Below are 19,148 nucleotides of genomic sequence, written 5' to 3'. Positions count from 1 at the left end.
TAACGAATCTTTAGGAGAGCAGGATGAAATTCAGTGAACAATGGCTGCGTGGCTGGGTAAGCCCGCAGGTAGATCGCGACGAGCTGGTTGCTCGTCTGTCGATGGCCGGCCTTGAGGTCGATAGCGTAACGCCGGCCGCCGGTGTTTTCAGTGGTGTGGTCGTGGGCGAAGTGCTGAGCACCGAGCAACACCCCGATGCCGACAAATTGCGTGTGTGCCAGGTCAGCAATGGCGCGGAAACCTTCCAGGTCGTGTGCGGAGCGCCAAACGTGCGCCCGGGCCTGAAGATTCCGTTTGCCATGATCGGCGCAGAACTGCCCGGCGACTTCAAGATCAAGAAGGCCAAGCTGCGCGGCGTCGAGTCCAACGGCATGCTGTGTTCCCAGGCTGAATTGCAAGTGGGCGAGGGCAACGATGGCCTGATGGAACTGCCGGCTGACGCGCCAGTGGGCCAGGACATCCGTGTTTATCTGGAACTGGAAGACGCCAGCATTGAGGTCGACCTGACCCCGAACCGTGGCGACTGCCTGTCTTTGGCGGGCTTGGCCCGTGAAGTCGGCGCGCTGTACAACGCCCCCGTTACCCGCCCGGTTGTTGCCGCCGTGCCTGCCGTGCACGACGAAGTGCGCCCGATCGAGGTGCTGGCACCAAACGCATGCCCGCGTTACCTGGGCCGCGTCATCCGTAATGTCGACCTGTCCAAGCCGACTCCGCTGTGGATGGTTGAGCGCCTGCGTCGCGCCGACGTGCGCAGCATCGACGCTGCTGTCGATATCACCAACTACGTGATGCTCGAACTGGGCCAGCCGCTGCACGCGTTCGATCTTGCCGAAATCAACGGCGGCATTCGCGTACGCATGGCTGAAGAAGGCGAGAAGCTGGTACTGCTCGATGGCCAGGAAGTCAGCCTGCGTGCCGATACCCTGGTGATCGCCGACCATTCCCGCGCCCTGGCCATTGCCGGCGTGATGGGTGGCGAGCACAGTGGTGTGTCCGCGACCACCCGCGATATTTTCCTTGAAAGTGCGTTCTTCGATCAGATCGCGATTGCGGGCAAGGCCCGTTCCTATGGCCTGCACACCGATGCTTCGCACCGCTATGAGCGTGGCGTGGACTGGAAACTGGCCCGTGAAGCCATGGAGCGCGCCACTGGCCTGCTGCTGGAAATCACCGGGGGCGAATCCGGCCCGATCACTGAAACAGTGAGCGAGCAGCACCTGCCGTCCGTTGCACCCATCACCCTGCGTGCCAAAAGCGTCGAGCAAATGCTCGGCCTGGTGATCGAGCCGGCTCACATCGAGCAACTGCTGTCGGCGCTGGGCCTGGGCATTTCCGCTGGCGGGGAAGGGCAGTGGCACGTTGAAGTGCCAAGCCATCGCTTCGACATCAGCCTGGAAGTCGACCTGATCGAAGAGCTGGCGCGCCTGTATGGCTATAACCGCCTGCCGGTTCGTTACCCGCAAGCACGTCTGGCCCCGCAGCCTAAGGCTGAAGCCCGTGCGCACCTGCCTGAATTGCGTCGCCTGCTGGTTGCCCGTGGCTACCAGGAAGCGGTGACCTACAGCTTCATCGATCCAAAGCAGTTCGAGCTTTTCAATCCGGGTGTCGATCCGTTGCTGTTGGCTAATCCGATCTCGAACGACATGGCGGCCATGCGTTCCTCGCTGTGGCCGGGCTTGGTAAAAGCACTGTCCCACAACCTGAACCGTCAGCAAGACCGCGTGCGCATGTTCGAAAGCGGCCTGCGTTTTGTCGGCCAGCTCGACGGCCTGAAGCAAGAGCCAATGCTGGCTGGCGTGGTGTGCGGTAGCCGCCTGCCGGAAGGCTGGGCGCAGGGTCGCGACGCCGTGGACTTCTTCGACGTTAAAGCTGACGTGGAAGCAGTATTGGGCTTTGCCGGCGCGCTCGACGCGTTCACCTTTGTGCCAGGCAGCCACCCAGCGTTGCACCCGGGCCAAACCGCACGTATTGAGCGCGAAGGGCGCCTGGTGGGCTTCGTCGGCGCCATTCACCCAGAGCTGTCGAAAACCCTGGGTCTGGACCGTCCGGTGTTTGTTTTCGAGCTGGTCCTGGCTGAAGTTGCCTCGGGCAAAATGCCTAAGTTCAGCGAGTTGTCGCGCTTCCCTGAAGTGCGTCGCGACCTGGCCCTGATCGCCGACCGTGAAGTCGCCGCCACTGCCGTTCTGGATGTAATCCGTGAAAATGCAGGGGAATGGCTGACAGACCTCAGGCTATTTGACGTCTATCAGGGTAAAGGCATTGATCCGCATAGAAAAAGCCTCGCAGTTGGCTTGACCTGGCAGCATCCATCGCGCACTCTTAATGACGATGAGGTGAATACCACGACACAAAATATCCTCACCTCGCTCGAACAAAGGTTGAACGCCACGTTAAGGAAGTGACGTATGGGGGCTTTGACGAAAGCTGAGATGGCGGAACGTCTGTACGAAGAGCTGGGTCTGAACAAACGCGAAGCCAAGGAATTGGTCGAGCTGTTTTTTGAAGAAATCAGGCACGCTCTGGAAGACAATGAGCAGGTCAAATTGTCCGGTTTCGGCAATTTTGACCTGCGGGACAAACGCCAGCGGCCTGGCCGCAATCCGAAAACGGGAGAAGAAATCCCGATCACGGCTCGCCGTGTGGTCACCTTTCGTCCAGGGCAGAAGTTGAAGGCCCGAGTTGAGGCTTATGCTGGAACCAAGTCATAACGACGAGCTACCCGTCATCCCAGGCAAACGCTACTTCACCATTGGTGAAGTCAGCGAGCTCTGTGCGGTCAAACCGCACGTGCTGCGCTATTGGGAGCAGGAGTTTCCTCAACTCAACCCCGTCAAACGCACCGGGAACCGTCGGTATTATCAGCGCCAGGATGTGCTGATGATCCGACAGATCCGCGCGTTGCTGTACGACCAGGGGTTCACCATCAGTGGCGCGCGCCAGCGTATGTCCGGTGATGAAGCCAAAGACGACACCACCCAATACAAGCAACTGATCCGCCAGATGATCTCCGAACTCGAAGATGTGTTGGTGGTTTTGAAGAAGTGATTCAAGCTTTTAAAATACTTCCACATTTCAAAAGCTTGCGGTATATTCCGGATCGCTTCGTAGCGAAGCAAACCCAGTAACACGCCTAGTCGGGGCGTAGCGCAGTCCGGTAGCGCACTAGCATGGGGTGCTAGGGGTCGAGTGTTCGAATCACTCCGTCCCGACCATATTTTTCAATGAGTTAGCCCGGTTCTGAAACGACTGGGCTTTTTCATATCTGCGATTTGGCTGTTATGGTAGTGAATTGAGATTGTCTTGTGTCATGGGGGGGGGGCTGGCGGTTGGCGAGTTGGCTATACGCCTCCCAGCTGATTATTGCGATTGATTGCAAGTCTATTGTCTCTTGAAAACTCCTGTCAGCTTGGCTTTCCGGAGCTCCTAAGGGCTGCATCTGTCAAGTCATGGGGGATTGCCAGAGGCATATGCACATTCAGTCTATGTGGCAGGTGCCGAGCTGCTAAGCCCTATGTCTGAGCCGCGATCTGTGGGTGACGGATATCGAAAAAAGCCATATGGACAAAGATAGGGTGTCTGGTTTGTTTCGTCCTAAAAGTGGTTGCCTAGCTGGCTTTCAGTCAGTCTGTCAGGTGCGCGTCAATCTCAGACTCCCCGTCGTTATGAGAAGCTCTAAGACTTGAGCGCGTTTTAACTTGTGCTTTTTTGCCAGCTCATCGAGTAGGTCGATAGTGGTTTTAGATAGCATGACGTTAACCTGCTTTTTGTCTGCTGCACGTTCATCGAACTGCTTGCGGCTCCATCGCTTCTTGATGCCTTGGATGATAGCTTTCTGCTCATGAGGCCCGTGCTCCGCTTCATCGAAGTACATGAGCAGCTCTTTGTAGTTGCTGATAGGAGGTGGCCTCTTAAATATCGATGGAGAGTTCTTCTCCAGCCATTCCCATGCGCACTTGCAGCGTTTATTGCCATCTTTTTTGTCTTCGAACCATTCGAAGTCACGGTCCTTAGCCTTATGGCTAAGCCAGTGATCGCGAAGTCGTTCGATTTCGCCTGCTTTCTTTCCAATTTCGACATTCCAGAGATCGAGCATGGCGATGAGATGATTCCTGCCGGTGAGGTGTATCTGCCTTTACAGATGTGCCGGATAGGGTAAGCAAAATCGCAGCCGTTAAGAGTTTCTCGCGCACTGTTACCTAGCCTTCCTTGGTTGTTAATTCTGACCTTATACATCGCGCGCAGCTGTAACGCACATTCAGGACCTCGATATTTAACTGAGAAGAGGGCGCAAAACCTCCCCTGTAGACCGCGTGTTTTCGTTTGCGTAAGCACAAAAATACGGATGATTTGTCATGTTAAAAAATACATTTTACCCATATAAAACAGTAAGTTAGATGTATAAAGCCTCTAGCATGGGGTGCTAGGGATCGAGTGTTCGAATCACTCCGTCCCGACCCTATTCTTGATCAAGCCCAACCTGAAAAGGTTGGGCTTTTTCATGCCTGCGAAAAATCTCACGGCTCGAAAAACATCAATGGTCGTAGCTCAGTCGTGCGTCTTTGCTTGAAAAACTGCCGAAGCCTGTCCCTTTTTTTCACCTCGCCTGTCATTCCAGGCAAGTGAATTAAATCGAGAGCCTCCGCCCATGCCCGCCGCCTCACCCTTGCGCCTGCGCCCGTTGCTGAACCTGAGCCTGATGCTGAGCCTCAGCGCCAGCCCCTTATTCATCCCCGTCAGCTATGCCGAAGACAACGGTGCCCGTCGCAGCTATCAAGTGCCGGCCGGTAGCCTGAGCGCGGCATTGACTCGGTTTGCCGGGCTTTGCGGTGTCAATTTATCGATCGACCCGGCGCTGGTCAGCGGTCGCAACAGTAATGGCCTGGCGGGTGAATACGGGGTGGAGGAGGGCTTTGCCCGTTTGCTGCAAGGCTCCGGTCTGCAACTGCAGCCGATGGGTGATCAGGCCTACATGCTGGTGCCGGTGCCGGAAGGCAGCAGCCTGCAATTGGCGCCGACGTCTATCGTCGCCACCAACGCGCTCGAGGGCGGCGATACCTACGCCGGAGGCCAGGTGGCGCGCCGGGGTTCGCAAGGCCTGCTCGGCTCGCGGGACTTCATGGAGACGCCGTTCAGCATGACCACCTACACCGAGGAAGCGGTGAAGAACCAGCAGGCACGCACCCTTGGCGACCTGATCGCCAGCGACCCGTCCGTGCGCGCCACCAACCCGGCCGGTGGGCGTTATGAGCAGTTCACCATTCGCGGCTTCAGCCTGTTCAACAGTGATGTGGCCTACAACGGCCTGTACGGCGTGTTGCCGACGTACACCATCGACATGGAAATGGCCGAGCGCGTCGACATCCTCAAAGGCCCGAGCCAGTTGATCAATGGCATCTCACCGCGCGGCAGCGTCGGTGGCGGAATCAACGTTGTACCCAAGCGCGCCTCCGACAAAGACATCAACTCGTTTACCGGCACTTGGGCCTCCGGCAGCCAGGCGGGTGGGGCGGTGGATGTGGGCCGGCGTTTTGGTGAGGACAACAAATTCGGCATCCGTTTCAACGGCGTGAAGCAGGCCGGCGATACCGAATGGGACCACCAGAGCGTCGATCGCGAGATGGCCGTGCTGGGCCTGGATTTTCGTGGCGAGCGCGTGCGCCTTTCCACCGATATCGGCCACACCGAACGTGACACCGATGCCCCGCAGGAGCGCGTCCAAGTCGGCCCGAATGCCAGGGTGCCGAGTGCCAACGATGTGCGCCGCAATTACGCGCAATCCTGGAGCAAAGCCAGCACCAACGATACGTTCGGCACCGTAAACGGCGAGTTCGACCTCAGTGACAGCGTGATGCTCTACGGCGGTGTCGGCGCGCGTAAAAGCAATCACGATTTCCTGCGCCACGCGGTGTCCGTCACCAACAACGCCGGGGACTTCAGCGTACAGCCGCGTGATTTCACCCGCGACGAAAACGTGCGCACCGCCACGGCCGGCGTGCGCAGCTGGTTCCATACCGGGCCCGTCAGCCATGAGCTCAACCTGGCGGCCAGCTACTTCTATATGGACTTTGAAAATGGCGGCGCGCGCTATGCGGCGGCGCCGAGTAACCTATACAACCCGGTGCAAACGCCGACGCCGTCGCGGCCAACGCGCTTCGACTCCAGGGTCTATACAGAGAATAAGTTCAGCGGTGTGGCACTGTCCGACACCCTGGGTTTCTTCGACGACCGCCTGCTGCTGACCCTTGGCGCGCGCTGGCAGCGGGTGAAGGTGGATGACTGGACCGACAACGTCAAAGGCGACACCGCCTACGATGAGGAGAAAATCTCGCCATCGGGCGGCATCCTCTTCAAAGCCACCGACACGTTGTCGCTGTACGCTAACTACATGGAAGGCTTGAGCCAGGGCAAAATCGCGCCTTCCACGTCGATCAACGAAGATGAAATCTTCCCGCCCTTTATCAGCCGTCAGGTCGAAGTGGGCGCCAAATATGACGCCGGCGCCTTTGCCGTCACCGCCGCCGTGTTCCGTATCAAGCAGCCAGCCTATGAAACCAACGCCACCACGCGGGTGTTCGGTCCCAATGGCAAACGTCAGAACGACGGGGTGGAGCTGAGTGTGTTTGGCGAACCACTCAAGGGCTTCCGCCTGCTCGGCGGCGTGATGTACATCGACAGCGAACTGACCCATACCACCAACGGCACTTACGACGGCAACCGCGCACCGGCCACGCCCAAGTACAACGTCAACCTGGGCGCCGAGTGGGACGTGCCGACGCTGGAAGGCTTGACCCTGACCAGCCGCGGTATCTACTCCAGCTCGCAATACCTGGATCAGTCCAACGTCAAGCAAATCGACGCCTGGAACCGTATCGACGTCGGCGCACGCTACGCCTTCAAGGTCGACGACAAGCACATCACCCTGCGCGCCAATGTCGAGAACGTCGCCGATAAACGCTACTGGAGCTCGGCCGGGGCCTCGGATGACAGCGAACCGGGGTTGACCCTGTCAACGCCGCGCACCTACCTGCTTTCAGCCACCGTCGATTTCTAGCGCCTGTTGTTGATCGGCTTTTTGTGGCGAGGGAGCTTGCTCCCGCTGGGCTGCGCAGCAGCCCAATCCAGGCAATCGAGCGCGCCCTGAAAGACCCCGGTGACTGTATCGGGGCTGCTACGCACCCCAACGCGGGGCAAGCCCGCTCGCCACAAGAAAGCTACTTGCCACAGCAACCGCTGTAAATGAACACAGCGTTAATAAGAATGTTTTTTGATTGCATCGCCCCGATATGGAATAGTACCCGCCGTTTTCCCCAGCCTGTCTAGCCGGGGTGTTCCAACGCCGAGGTCCTTGTCATGCGAATGCTGCGCTCCATCCCGACCCTTGCCGCCTGCCTCCTGGCATTTTCTTCAAGCGTACTAAGCGCTGCGCCTATCGACCTGAATGACGGCCAGCATGCGGTGCACTTGCCGGATGCGCCCAAGCGCGTGGTCGTGCTGGAGTTCTCCTTTCTCGACAGCCTTGCCGCCGTGGACGTAACCCCGGTCGGCGCCGCCGACGATGGCGACGCCAACCGTGTACTGCCGCGCGTACGCCAGGCCATCGGCAAGTGGAAATCCGTGGGCCTGCGTTCACAACCGAGCATCGAGGAAATCGCCCGGCTCAAGCCGGACCTGATCGTCGCCGACCTCAATCGCCACCAGGCCTTGTACGGCGACCTGTCGAGCATCGCGCCGACCTTGCTGTTGCCGTCACGCGGCGAGGATTACCAGGGCAGCCTGAAATCCGCGGAGCTGATCGGCAAGGCCCTGGGCAAAAGCCCGCAGATGGAGGCGCGTATCGCGCAGAACCGCGAACACTTGCAGGCGATTGCCAAGCAGATTCCGGCGGGCGCCAGCGTGCTGTTCGGCGTCGCGCGCGAAGACAGTTTTTCCGTACACGGCCCGGACTCCTACGCCGGCAGCGTGCTCGAAGCCATCGGCTTGAAAGTGCCGTCGGTACGTGCCAAGGCCGCGCCCACCGAATTCGTCAGCCTGGAACAACTGCTCGCGCTGGACCCGGGCTGGTTGCTGGTGGGGCATTACCGCCGCCCGAGCATCGTCGACACCTGGAGCAAGCAGCCGCTGTGGCAGGTGCTCGGTGCGGTGCGCAACCACCACGTAGCTGAAGTCGACGGCGACAGCTGGGCGCGCAACCGTGGCGTATTGGCCTCGGAGCAAATCGCTGAAGATGCCCTGGCCATTCTCAAGGGCGGCAAAGCCGTACTGAGCCAATAAGCATGCGGCGCAGTCTTGCGGCGGCGAGTATTGTGCTGCTGGGCGCCGTGTTGTTCTGGCTCTCGTTGTACAGCTGGTCACCGTTCACTATCACGGCAACCGATGCCTGGAATGGCTTGGTTCACCAGGGCAGCGTAGGCGGCTACATGGCCTATATCGTCGCCCAGTTGCGGGTGCCGCGTGCGGTGTGCGCGGCGTTGGTCGGTGCCTGCCTGGGCTTGGCCGGGGCATTGATGCAGGGCATTACCCGCAACCGCCTGGCATCGCCGTCGCTGTTTGGCGTGACGGCGGGCGCAGCGTTGGGCTTGGCCTTGTTCTCGACCGGCCTGGTCGCGCCACCGTTTGCCGGTGGCGCATTGCTGATGACCTGCGTGGGTGGCGCATTGGCCTGGGTCACCGTGTTCAGCCTTGGCGGCGCGTGGTCGCCAACCACCGCCCAAGGTCGGCTGGTATTGGCCGGCGTGGCCGTCGCCGCCTTGTGCGCAGCACTGACCCGGCTCACGGTGATTCTGGTCGAAGCCCAGGCCCAAAGCGTGCTGAACTGGCTGGCCGGTTCCCTTGCCAATGTCGGCGCAGCCCAGGTGCAATTGCTCTGGCCGTGCACCTTGATCGGCGGCCTGTGGGCGCTGTGGTGCGCGCCGCGCCTGAACCTGATCAACCTCGGCGAAGACGCCGCCCGCTCGTTGGGCGTGGGCATTGCCAGCCTGCGCCTGCAGGTGTTTATCGCCAGTCTGCTGCTGGTGGGCGCGAGTGTCTGCGCGGTCGGCCCCATCGGGTTTGTCGGGCTGATCGCACCGAACATCCTTCGGCAGTTTCTTGGCAATGACTACCGCTGGCTGATCCCGCTGAGCGCGGCATTGGGCGCGGTAATCGTGCTGGGTGCCGACTTGCTCAGCCGCGCCGTGGCCTTTCCGGTGGAAACCCCGGCGGGTGTGGTCACTGCACTGATCGGCGCACCGTTCTTTCTCTTTCTCGCCAGGCGCGCGTTATGACTCAGCCACGATTACGCCTATGGCTGCTGCTCGGTTTGCTGCTGGTTGCAACCTTCGTCAGCCTCAGCGCCGGCACGCTGTGGCTCACGCCGGATACGGTGCTGGAGCGCCTGCTGGCCCACAACGCCCTCGACTTCGAAGTCTGGAACCACCGCTTGCCACGCAGCCTCATTGCGATCCTCGCCGGCTGCGCGTTCGGCCTTGCCGGGGCGATTGTCCAAGGTGTGATTCGCAACCCTTTGGCCTCGCCGGAAATTCTCGGCGTTACTCAAGGCGCAGGGTTGGCGCTGACGGTGGCGATCATCAGTTGGCCGCACCTGCCGATTGCCTGGCTGCCACTGGTGGCGTGCCTGGGCGGTGCCGGTGGCGCCTTGCTGCTGGCGCTGTATAACACCGGCGTGAGTTTTTCCGGGGTGCGGTTTGCGCTGTCGGGTGTGGCGATTGCGGTGACCTTGTCCAGCGTCACCGAGTTTCTGATCCTGTCCCATCCGCTGGACATCAACACCGCCTTGCTCGCCCTGACCGGCAGTTTGTGGAGCCGTAACTGGCACCATGTCGCGCTGGTGCTGCCGTTTCTGCTGCTGATCCCGCTGGGCCTGTGCCTGGCCAAACCGCTGAACCTGATCGCCCTCGGCGACGAGGCCGCCCACAGCCTGGGCACCGCGCTGAGCCGCACGCGCTGGTTGGCGATGGCCTGCGCGGTGGTGCTCACCAGCCTCGGCGTCGGGGTGATCGGGCCGATTGGCTTTATCGGCCTGGTCGCGCCGCACATGGCGCGGCGGCTGGTCGGCGGGCATCACCAGTACCTGCTGCCGGCGGCGATGCTGATCGGCGCGCTGTTGCTGGTGCTGGCCGATACCCTCGGGCGCACGTTGATCGCGCCCAGCGAAATACCTGCAGGGGTTCTGACGGCGGTGATTGGCGCGCCGTATTTTCTTTGGTTGCTGGCACGGTTCAAGGGCTGATGACATGAGCATTCTAAAAGCACATCAACTCGACATCGGCTACGGCGCCACGCGCATTGTGCAAGGGTTGTCGTTTGCGCCGCCCGCAGGCAAGGTCACTGCGTTGATCGGGCCGAACGGTTGTGGCAAGTCCACCTTGCTCAAGGCCTTCGCGCGCATCCTCAAGCCGACCCAGGGCGCATTGACCCTGGATGGCCATGCCTACGCCAGCCTGTCCGCGTGCGAACTGGCGCGGCAGATCGCGTTTCTGCCCCAGGTGTTGCCAGTGCCGGAAGGCGTCAGCGTGCGCCAATTGGTCGCCTATGGCCGCAGCCCGCATAACTCGCTGTGGGGGCGCCTGAGCGGCAACGACCAGGCCCACGTGACCCAAGCCATGCAGCGCCTGGAACTGGACGCCCTGGCCGACCGTGCCTTGGCGGACCTGTCCGGTGGCCAGCGCCAACGCGCCTGGCTGGCCATGGTGCTGGCGCAAAACGCGCCGGTGGTACTGCTCGACGAACCCACCACTTACCTCGACATCAGCCACCAGGTCGAACTGCTCGACCTGATGGGCGAGCTTGCCGCCGAAGGCAAGACCGTGATCACCGTGCTGCACGACATCAACCAGGCCTGCCGCTACGCCGACCACCTGGCGGTGATGCACGCCGGCAAGCTGGTCGCCGATGGCGCGCCTGCCCAAGTGATCAGCGCCGAACTGATGCGCCAGGTGTTTGATGTGCAAGTGCAGATCATGCAGGAACCGGTGGCTGGCACACCGATGTGCCTGGTCGAGAAAAGCACCCGACCTCACGCCTGACGCCATTCAAAATGTGGGAGCGGGCTTGCTCGCGAAGAGGGCGTGTCAGTTAATGCATCCCGTGACTGACACACCGCTTTCGCGAGCAAGCCCGCTCCCACACTTTTGATCTCAGTGGGTTTCAACACTCCACACGGCCTTCTTGACCTCAATCGCCTTGGGCTAACAGCGCCAATAACAACGCCGGGATTTTCATGCCTGCACCGCCTTGAAACGATTCGCCGGGCGCGCCAGACCGAGGTTTTCCCGTAGCGTGCGGCCGCCGTATTCGGTCCGAAACAGACCGCGCCGCTGCAGCTCGGGCACCACCCACTGGGCGAAGTCTTCAAGCCCGCCCGGCAGATGCGGCACCAGAATATTGAAGCCATCGGCGGCGCCATTTTCAAACCAGCGTTGCAGCTCATCGGCAATCTGCGTGGGCGTGCCGATCAGGCTGTAATGCCCGCGACCACCAGCAATCCGCCGCCCCAGCTGCGCCAGCGTCAGGTGCTCTGCGCTCGCCAATTCGCTGAGCAATTGCTGACGGCTGCGTTGCCCGCTGTCGGTCAACGGCAACTGCGGCAGCGGCCCGTCCAGCGGGTAGCCGGACAGGTCGAAATTGCCCAGCATGCGCCCCAGCAAGGCAACGCCCACCTCGGGCTCGACCAGGTCCTGAAACGCCTCGAATTTTGCCCGCGCCTCAGCCTCGGTTTGCCCCACCACCACAAACACGCCGGGCATGATTTTCAGCGAGTCAGCCTCGCGCCCATAGCGGCGCAGCCGTCCCTTAAGGTCGGCATAAAATGCCTGCGCATTGGCCAGCGATGTCTGCGCGGTAAACACCACCTCGGCCGTCTGCGCGGCCAGCTCGCGGCCGGCCTCCGAAGAGCCCGCCTGCACGATCACCGGCTGGCCTTGGGGCGAGCGCGCCACATTCAGCGGGCCTTTGACCCGAAAGTGTTCGCCGACGTGATCGAGTACATGCCGCTTCGCTGGGTCGTAGTAGCGGCCGCTGGCCTTTTCGCGCACAAAGGCGTCGTCTTCCCAACTGTCCCAAAGCCCGGTCACCACTTGATGAAACTCCCGCGCCCGGCTGTAACGCTCGCCATGGCCGAGGTGTTCATCACGGCCGAAATTCTGCGCCTCGGCAGCATTGTCCGAGGTCACCAGGTTCCAGCCCGCGCGCCCGCCGGACAGGTGATCCAGCGAGGCAAATTTGCGCGCCACATGATACGGCTCGTTGTAGGAGGTGGTCGCCGTCGCAATCAGGCCGATGTGGTCAGTCACCGCGCTGAGCGCCGAGAGCAATGTCAGCGGTTCAAAATGATCCGAACGCGCCATTTGGCTGGCGATCTCACCCGTGGCGGCCGCAATGCTGTCGGCCACGAACAGCGCGTCGAACCTGGCCGCCTCGGCGATCTGCGCCAGGCGCTTGTACTGGGCGAAATCCAGCCCGGCATTCGCCGGTACATCCGCGTGGCGCCAGGCGGCGACGTGGTGCCCGGTCGCCATGAGAAAGGCGCCGAGTGTCAGGTGACGGCTCATGCTTAGAAATCCTTGCGCAGTTGCACGCCGAAGTAACGCTCATCGTCACGAGGCACGGCGCGGTAGATGTAGTTGCCACCGCTGGCCAGCAGTGGCGAATAGGACTTGTCGGCGAGGTTCTTCGCCAGCAGCGCCACGCGCCAGCCATTGCTGTAATCGGCCAGGGCTACGCTGGCGTTCCAGATGCCATAGGCGCCTTGTTTGGTGTCGACGTTCTGGCTGATGTCGTACTGCACTTCGCTTTGCCAGCTGTAGTCGGTGCCCAATTCGATATCCAGGCCGTTATCCAGCGGGATGCTGTAGTCGGCGCGCACGTAGCTTTTCCAGTCGGGGCTGAACGGCAGCGGTTTGCCATTCACGTTGCATGTAGCCGCCGCACCGGCCGGGCAGGCGAATTCATCGATGCGCGCACGGGTGTAAGCCAGAGCGCCGGAAAGCTTGAGTTGCTGGGTGGCCTGCAGGGCGTAATCCAGCTCGACGCCTTCGGTGCTGACGCTGCCGGCGTTGATCAGGCGCGTCACCACCTGGCCGGCGACGGTGTCGAAAAAGTTGGCCTGGTAGTTGTCGTACTCGCTGTGGAACACCGCGAGGTTGGTAGTCAGGCGATTATTCCAGCTGGTGGCCTTGATCCCGGCTTCCCAGGTGTTGGAGGTTTCCGGCTTGAGCGCGTCGGTATCACGTGGCTGCATGTTGAAAAACACGTTGTACGCCGGGCCCTTGTAGCCACGTGAATAGGTCAGGTAGCTGGTGACGCTGTCGCTGATGTCGTATTGCACGCCGAGACGCCCGGACCAGCCGTCCTCGTCCACCGACCCAGAGCTGCTGGTGGCCGGCTGAATGCCGCTGACCGTGGTCGCGGAGGTGGAGACGCGGCGGTGATCGTATTTCAAGTCGTCGTGGGTATACCGCAGGCCGGCGATGCCGCGAAAACGTGAGGTGAAGTTCAGCGTGGTTTCGCCGAATGCCGCGTAGCTGTCGCTGGTGGTGTTGTAGTCGGCGATGCCACGGTCGGTGCGTGTGGTGGTCGTGAGTGTGCGCTGGTAGGTCTCTTTGTCCTTGCCGTGCATGTAGAACAGGCCGCCGACGTACTCCAGGAACTCACCCTTGGGCGAGGCCAGGCGCAGTTCCTGGGAATATTGATCGAAGGCCAGGTCGCCCTTGTCGGCGGTGCCGGGGAACGCGGCGGTGATGGTGCCGAGGCGGTCGCCGTCCTGGTACTGGGTGTTGTCCCAGCCGCGCCAGGCAGTGATCGAGGTCAGGGTGTAGTCGCCCAGGTTCCAGTCCAACTGCGCCGACAGCCCCTTGTTGGTGTCTTCGACTTGGCTGCGGGTGTCGGTGTTGATATCGCGGTTGTCGCTGGACGCATGCACCGGGCTCAGCGCGTTGGCAAACGCAGGTGTCAGCGACTTGCTCACCACGCCGTTCGGGCCGTCGTCGTGGGCCTGCATATAGTCGGCGATCAGGGTCAGTTTCACCTCGTCGTTGGGGGTGAATTCCAGCTTGCCGCGAATGCCCTTGTGGTTGTAGCCGTTGACCTCCTGACCGTTGTTTTTGTTATCCACATTACCGTCGTAACTGCCGAACAGCGTGCTGATCGAGCCCTTGAGCACATCCGGCACCAGGCTGCCGCCAATGCCGAAACGCGTGCGGCTTTCATTGCCGCTATAGTACGACTGGTCGATATAGCCGTGGGTCTCGGCAGTCGGCGCCTTACTGGTGATATTCAGCACACCGGCCGAGGCGTTCTTGCCGAACAGCGTGCCTTGCGGGCCGCGCAGCACTTCGATGCGCTCCAGGTCCAGCAGGTCGAGGGTGGCCTGGCCTGGGCGCGCATAGACCACGCCGTCGATCACCGTGGCCACGGTCGGCTCCACGCCGGGGGAGGTGGAAATGGTGCCCACGCCGCGCACGAACAACGAGGTGTCTTTGTTCGATGCGCCGGTACGAAAGTTCAGCGACGGCACTTGCTGCGCGATGCTCGCCACGCCGTTGCGGTTGTCGCGCTCGAGTTGTTCGCCGTCGAGTACCGAAACCGCAACCGGGACTTTTTGCAGTGACTCTTCGCGCCGAGTGGCCGTGACCGTCACGGACTTGAGCGTGGGTTCCTGTTCGTCGGCGGCAAATACGCCCGGCACCGGAAGTGCGGTCAGGCCGGCAAGAATCAATAAGTGAGTGTGACGTGGAAAATTGCGCATGCTGTGCCCGCTCGAAAAAATGCCCTGAACCGCTGCGGTTCTGCGACCGTCAGCGCCTGTGTCGTGTCTTGGGCATTCGCTCGAGCGAGTAGCAGACAAAGCGCTTTGTTAGCGCTAACATCGGCATTATTGGTAGGTCTGGTTTAGAGCGTCAAATACTAAAAAATTAGTCCTATATTCCTTTTGGTGTTTAACAGGATCGTCCCTTGAGCGAAGAAAAACCGCGCAAGCGCCGTGGCGCCGGGCGCGTCACCCTCAACACCGTGGCGCGCGAAGCCGGGGTGTCGGCGATTACCGTGTCGCGCTACTTCAACCAGCCGGAGCAGGTCTCGCCCGAACGTCGCGAGCGCATTGCCGCGGTGGTGGCCGAGTTGGGTTACGTGCCGAACCTGGTGGCCGGAGGGTTGGCCTCGGCGCGGGGGCGGATCGTGGCGATGGTGATTCCGAATATCTCCGGGCCGATCTTTGCCAACACCATCCAGGGTTTCAGCGACACCCTCAGCCGCCATGGCTATCAGCTGCTGTTGGCCTCCAGCTACTTCAGCGCCGAGCAGGAAGAAAGCGCGGTGCGCGCGTTCCTCGGTTGGTCACCGGCCGCCTTGGTACTAACCAGCCGCTTCCACAGCGCCGGTACGGAAAGGATGATCGCCGAGGCGGACATCCCGGTGGTGGAAACCTGGGATTACGTGCCCGAACGCGAGCCGCTGCAGATTGGCTTCTCCCACTACGACGTGGGTGTCAGCGCCGCACGCTACCTGCATGCCAGGGGCTATCGGCGCATCGCCTTCGTGCAGAACAGCGCCCCGGGCGACTTCAGCGCACTGGAGCGGCGCGACGGTTATGCCGCGACCCTGACCGAATTGGGCCTGCAACCCTGGGTGTTTGCCCCGGATGCCGAGCTCGCGCCTTTCGAAGCCGGCAAGCAGGCGATGCAGGCGCTGATGAGCCACGCCATGCCGCCCGATGCGATCTTCTTCGCCAATGACAACCTGGCCGCCGGTGGTTTGCTGGCGGGGCAGCGCGTCGGGCTGAAGATTCCGCAAGACTGCGCCGTGCTCGGGTTTGGTGATTACCCGTTTGCTGAAATGCTCTTGCCGAGTCTCAGCACGATAAAACCGCCCGCCCTGGAAATAGGTGTATTAGCCGCCACGCGCGTACTTGAAAGTTTGGGTGTGTTGCCGGTTGAAGATGAAGTTGTACGCCTGAATCTTTTGGACTGCCGTCTGATTAAGCGTGAGAGCACTTGAATAACTAGCGAAGTGGCTAATTGCGACTAGTCAAACCTGACCTGCTTGCGGAGAAGGCTTTAAATCAAGGGTTGTACCGGAATTCTGGGACAGCCAGTGGCTATTCATTTCAGTTTGTTTCCCGTTTTCAGGAACTAGATTTCCAACTTCCAGTCGATTAACCCAGTTAACTCCGACTGCGGCGTGGCGAACTAATGGCACTGTCATCCCCGTGTTCAGTAGTTCCAAATGGCCATACTTACTCGCAACTAGACACCTCACCTTATGTCGTCAACGCCCATCGATGCCTGCCATCTGCAGATCCCGCACACCGACTCCGTGTGCGCGTGGCTGATGCGACACGCCGGGCTCAAACCGGTCGACCTGGAGCGCGCCCGGCGCTTGAGCACCGACGGCAGCGACCTGCTTGGCCTGCTCACGCGCCTGGGCCTGGTCTCGGAAATCGAACTGGCCCGTGCCTGGGCTGAGCTGCTCGGCGCGCCGCTGCTGCTGGCCGATGCCGCACCGCCGTTGCTCGACCCGTTGCCCGCACTCACCGAGCGCTTTATGCGGCACTACCAAGTAGTGCCGATGGGCTGGGCCCAAGGTGGCCTGCGCGTATTGGCGGCCAACCCCGCGCAGCTTTATCCCTTCCAGGCCCTGGCCTACGCCTGCCAGGTGCCGGTGTGGCTGGCCATCGGCCCGCGCACGGAAGTCGACACGCTGATCGAGCGCTATTACGGCCAGGGCCGCTCCGCCATGGGCACCCTGATCGAAAACCTCGATGAGCAGGGCGGCGCGCTGGAAGATATCGAACACCTCAAGGACATGGCTTCCGAAGCGCCGGTGATTCGCCTGGTTAACCTGATCCTGCAGCGCGCAGTGGAACAGCGTGCGTCGGACATCCATATCGAACCCTTCGAAAACCAGCTCAAGGTGCGCTACCGCGTGGACGGCGTGCTGCACGACGCCGAAGCGCCACCGGCCAGTTCGTCGGCGGCAGTCATCTCGCGGGTGAAGATCATGGCGCGCCTGGACATCGCCGAACGGCGCTTGCCCCAGGACGGACGGATCATGCTGCGCATCCAGGGCAAGGAACTGGATTTGCGCGTGTCCACCGTACCGACCAGCTTTGGCGAGTCAGTGGTCATGCGCCTGCTCGACCGGCAAACCGTGCAGTTCGACTTCCCGAGCCTGGGCTTCGACGGCCAGCGCCTGGCCGCGTTCCTCGACCTGCTCGAGCGCCCGCACGGCATCCTGCTGGTCACCGGGCCTACCGGCTCGGGCAAAACCACCACGCTCTACACCGCGTTGTCGCGGCTCAACACCGCCGAGCGCAAGATCATCACCGTCGAAGACCCGGTGGAATACCAGCTCGAAGGCATCAATCAGATCCAGGTCAAACCGGCCATCGGCCTGGACTTCGCCGGCGCGCTGCGCTCCATCGTGCGCCAGGACCCGGACGTGATCATGGTCGGCGAAATCCGCGACCTGGAAACCTGCCGCATCGCCATCCAATCCTCACTCACCGGCCACCTCGTGCTCTCCACCCTGCACACCAACAGCGCCGCCGCCAGCATCACGCGGCTGCTGGACATGGGCGTGGAAAGCTACCTGATCGCCTCGACGGTCAGCGGCATTCTCGCCCAGCGCCTGGTGCGGCGCCTGGACCCGGCGACGCGCGTGGCGTTTGCAGCGCCAGCGGAGTTGATCGAGGAACATGGCCTGGATCGCTTGACCGACCAGCGCCCGATCATGCTCTACACCGGCAGTTACCACGGCCGCAGTGCAATCACCGAACTACTGGTGATGAACGACGAACTGCGCAGCCTGCTGATGCGCCACGCCGACGCTGCCACGTTGGAACAGGCCGCGCGCCGCGCCGGTTTGCGCACCCTGCATGAAGAGGGTTTGCGCCAGGCGCTGGCGGGCGTCACCTCATTGGAAGAAGTGCTGCGCGTCACCCGTGGAGACGGCGCGTGAGCCTGTTCAAGTATCGCGCGCTGGACAGCCAGGGCGTGGCCCACAACGGCACGCTGCAAGCCCAGGACCAGGCCGCCGCCATTGCCGCGCTGCAGCAACGCGGCTGGCTGCTGTTGCACATCGATACGGCGGCCAGCCCTTTGTTGCGCAACGCGCGCGGGCAGTTGAAGGGCGCGGCGCTGGTGAGTTTTACCCAGCAGTTGGCCACTCTGCTGGGCGCCGGTCAGCCGCTGGAGCGCGCGCTGGGCCTGCTGCTCAAGCAGCCCGGCCAGCCACAGGTGCGGGCGCTGATCGAGCGCATCCGCGACCACGTCAAGGCAGGCAAGCCGTTATCCGCCGCACTGGAGGAGGAGGGCGACAACTTCTCGCCGCTGTACCTGAGCATGGTGCGCGCCGGTGAGGCCGGTGGCGCCCTGGAAAGCACGTTGCGCCAACTCAGCGACTACCTGGAACGCAGCCAATTACTGCGCGGTGAAGTGATCAATGCACTGATCTACCCGGCGTTTCTGGTGGTTGGCGTACTCCTCTCGTTGGCGCTGTTGCTCGCGTACGTGGTGCCGCAATTCGTGCCGATTTTCCAGGACTTGGGCGTACCGATCCCGCTGATCACCGAAGTGATTCTCGCACTGGGCCAGTTCCTCGGCGCCTATGGGCTGGTGGTGTTGGCCGTAATGATCGCAGCCAGCTGGATGGCGGCGGTGCGCCTGCGCGACCCGCTGCGTCGGCAGCGATATGACCGCCGCCTGCTCGGCATTCGCGTGATCGGCCCGCTGCTGCAGCGCGTTGAAGCGGCGCGCCTGACGCGCACCCTCGGCACCTTGCTCAGCAACGGCGTGGCACTCCTGCCAGCGCTGGTCATCGCCCGCCAGGTCTGCACCAAACGCGCGCTGCAAGCCCAAGTGGCGGACGCGGCGGAGGCAGTCAAAGGCGGCGGCACCCTCGCCAGCGCGTTTGGCGCGCAACCGCTGCTGCCTGATTTGGCCCTGCAAATGATTGAAGTCGGCGAACAGGCCGGTGAACTCGACAGCATGCTGCTCAAGGTCGCCGACGTGTTCGACGTCGAAGCCAAGCGCGGCATCGAGCGCCTGCTCGCCGCGCTGGTGCCGTCCCTGACTGTGGTCATGGCCGTGCTGGTGGCGGTGATCATGCTGGCGATCATGCTGCCGCTGATGAGCCTGACCAGCAATATATGAACC

14 protein-coding genes and 1 tRNA gene are annotated in these 19,148 nt (G+C 61.8%); 12 read left to right on the top strand and 3 right to left on the bottom strand.

The window, feature by feature from the left end; all coding sequences use genetic code 11:
• Positions 1 to 23 precede the first annotated feature (23 nt).
• From pheT to PspR76_RS19845, 4 genes are all read left to right on the top strand, one after another.
• Complete coding sequence (gene pheT, locus PspR76_RS19860) at positions 24 to 2,402, top strand: phenylalanine--tRNA ligase subunit beta (RefSeq protein WP_159958025.1); 2,379 nt, start codon at positions 24 to 26, stop codon at positions 2,400 to 2,402.
• A gap of 3 nt (positions 2,403 to 2,405) precedes the next feature.
• Positions 2,406 to 2,708: an integration host factor subunit alpha gene (gene ihfA / locus PspR76_RS19855; protein ID WP_002553164.1), complete on the top strand. Its 303-nt coding sequence runs from the start codon at positions 2,406 to 2,408 to the stop codon at positions 2,706 to 2,708.
• The gene (locus PspR76_RS19850; RefSeq protein WP_003174972.1) at positions 2,689 to 3,045 is read left to right on the top strand and encodes a MerR family transcriptional regulator; all 357 of its coding nucleotides are present in this window, start codon (positions 2,689 to 2,691) and stop codon (positions 3,043 to 3,045) included. Before ihfA ends, PspR76_RS19850 begins: the two co-directional genes overlap by 20 nt.
• Positions 3,046 to 3,135: 90 nt before the next feature.
• Positions 3,136 to 3,212, top strand: a tRNA-Pro gene (locus PspR76_RS19845).
• Positions 3,213 to 3,628: 416 nt separating this feature from the next.
• On the opposite strand, the gene PspR76_RS19840 is transcribed toward PspR76_RS19845, so the two are convergent.
• On the bottom strand, positions 3,629 to 4,093 hold the full coding sequence (locus PspR76_RS19840) for a hypothetical protein (protein WP_159958023.1): 465 nt from the start codon (positions 4,091 to 4,093) through the stop codon (positions 3,629 to 3,631).
• Positions 4,094 to 4,645: 552 nt separating this feature from the next.
• Here PspR76_RS19840 and PspR76_RS19835 point away from each other — a divergent pair.
• The 5 genes from PspR76_RS19835 (at position 4,646) to fecE (ending at position 11,024) form a co-directional block, all read left to right on the top strand.
• Entirely contained in the window at positions 4,646 to 7,051 is a 2,406-nt protein-coding gene (locus tag PspR76_RS19835) for a TonB-dependent receptor (protein WP_159958021.1), read from the top strand.
• Positions 7,052 to 7,356: 305 nt separating this feature from the next.
• A complete protein-coding gene (locus tag PspR76_RS19830) occupies positions 7,357 to 8,271 on the top strand; it encodes a Fe(3+) dicitrate ABC transporter substrate-binding protein FecB (protein ID WP_420029991.1) in 915 nt (304 codons plus the stop codon).
• Between the two features lie 2 nt (positions 8,272 to 8,273).
• Entirely contained in the window at positions 8,274 to 9,263 is a 990-nt protein-coding gene (fecC, locus tag PspR76_RS19825) for an iron-dicitrate ABC transporter permease FecC (protein ID WP_159958017.1), read from the top strand.
• On the top strand, positions 9,260 to 10,228 hold the full coding sequence (locus tag PspR76_RS19820) for a FecCD family ABC transporter permease (protein WP_159958015.1): 969 nt from the start codon (positions 9,260 to 9,262) through the stop codon (positions 10,226 to 10,228). Before fecC ends, PspR76_RS19820 begins: the two co-directional genes overlap by 4 nt.
• Positions 10,229 to 10,232: 4 nt before the next feature.
• Entirely contained in the window at positions 10,233 to 11,024 is a 792-nt protein-coding gene (gene fecE / locus PspR76_RS19815) for a Fe(3+) dicitrate ABC transporter ATP-binding protein FecE (RefSeq protein WP_159958013.1), read from the top strand.
• 192 nt (positions 11,025 to 11,216) lie between these two features.
• Here fecE and PspR76_RS19810 read toward each other — a convergent pair whose 3' ends face one another.
• Both PspR76_RS19810 and PspR76_RS19805 read right to left on the bottom strand, forming a co-directional pair.
• Entirely contained in the window at positions 11,217 to 12,548 is a 1,332-nt protein-coding gene (locus PspR76_RS19810; protein WP_159958011.1) for an LLM class flavin-dependent oxidoreductase, read from the bottom strand.
• A gap of 2 nt (positions 12,549 to 12,550) precedes the next feature.
• Entirely contained in the window at positions 12,551 to 14,743 is a 2,193-nt protein-coding gene (locus PspR76_RS19805) for a TonB-dependent receptor (RefSeq protein ID WP_159958009.1), read from the bottom strand.
• Between the two features lie 206 nt (positions 14,744 to 14,949).
• Between PspR76_RS19805 and PspR76_RS19800 the strand changes: the two genes are divergently transcribed.
• From PspR76_RS19800 to gspF, 3 genes are all read left to right on the top strand, one after another.
• Positions 14,950 to 15,990: a LacI family DNA-binding transcriptional regulator gene (locus tag PspR76_RS19800; protein ID WP_159958007.1), complete on the top strand. Its 1,041-nt coding sequence runs from the start codon at positions 14,950 to 14,952 to the stop codon at positions 15,988 to 15,990.
• A gap of 264 nt (positions 15,991 to 16,254) precedes the next feature.
• Entirely contained in the window at positions 16,255 to 17,952 is a 1,698-nt protein-coding gene (gene gspE, locus PspR76_RS19795) for a type II secretion system ATPase GspE (RefSeq protein WP_159958005.1), read from the top strand.
• Positions 17,949 to 19,145: a type II secretion system inner membrane protein GspF gene (gene gspF, locus PspR76_RS19790; protein WP_159958003.1), complete on the top strand. Its 1,197-nt coding sequence runs from the start codon at positions 17,949 to 17,951 to the stop codon at positions 19,143 to 19,145. Before gspE ends, gspF begins: the two co-directional genes overlap by 4 nt.
• The last annotated feature ends 3 nt before the right edge of the window (positions 19,146 to 19,148 follow it).

This window comes from Pseudomonas sp. R76 (assembly GCF_009834565.1).
In the GTDB taxonomy this organism is placed as follows: Bacteria; Pseudomonadota; Gammaproteobacteria; order Pseudomonadales; family Pseudomonadaceae; genus Aquipseudomonas.
This window is presented reverse-complemented; position numbering and strand designations above follow the sequence as displayed.

Bases quoted from the DNA above. Each gene is read 5' to 3' on its own strand.
- pheT (WP_159958025.1), top strand. From the start codon at position 24: ATGAAATTCAGTGAACAATGGCTGCGTGGCTGGGTAAGCCCGCAGGTA.
- ihfA (WP_002553164.1), top strand. From the start codon at position 2,406: ATGGGGGCTTTGACGAAAGCTGAGATGGCGGAACGTCTGTACGAAGAG.
- PspR76_RS19850 (WP_003174972.1), top strand. From the start codon at position 2,689: ATGCTGGAACCAAGTCATAACGACGAGCTACCCGTCATCCCAGGCAAA.
- PspR76_RS19840 (WP_159958023.1), bottom strand. From the start codon at position 4,093: ATGCTCGATCTCTGGAATGTCGAAATTGGAAAGAAAGCAGGCGAAATC.
- PspR76_RS19835 (WP_159958021.1), top strand. From the start codon at position 4,646: ATGCCCGCCGCCTCACCCTTGCGCCTGCGCCCGTTGCTGAACCTGAGC.
- PspR76_RS19830 (WP_420029991.1), top strand. From the start codon at position 7,357: ATGCTGCGCTCCATCCCGACCCTTGCCGCCTGCCTCCTGGCATTTTCT.
- fecC (WP_159958017.1), top strand. From the start codon at position 8,274: ATGCGGCGCAGTCTTGCGGCGGCGAGTATTGTGCTGCTGGGCGCCGTG.
- PspR76_RS19820 (WP_159958015.1), top strand. From the start codon at position 9,260: ATGACTCAGCCACGATTACGCCTATGGCTGCTGCTCGGTTTGCTGCTG.
- fecE (WP_159958013.1), top strand. From the start codon at position 10,233: ATGAGCATTCTAAAAGCACATCAACTCGACATCGGCTACGGCGCCACG.
- PspR76_RS19810 (WP_159958011.1), bottom strand. From the start codon at position 12,548: ATGAGCCGTCACCTGACACTCGGCGCCTTTCTCATGGCGACCGGGCAC.
- PspR76_RS19805 (WP_159958009.1), bottom strand. From the start codon at position 14,743: ATGCGCAATTTTCCACGTCACACTCACTTATTGATTCTTGCCGGCCTG.
- gspE (WP_159958005.1), top strand. From the start codon at position 16,255: ATGTCGTCAACGCCCATCGATGCCTGCCATCTGCAGATCCCGCACACC.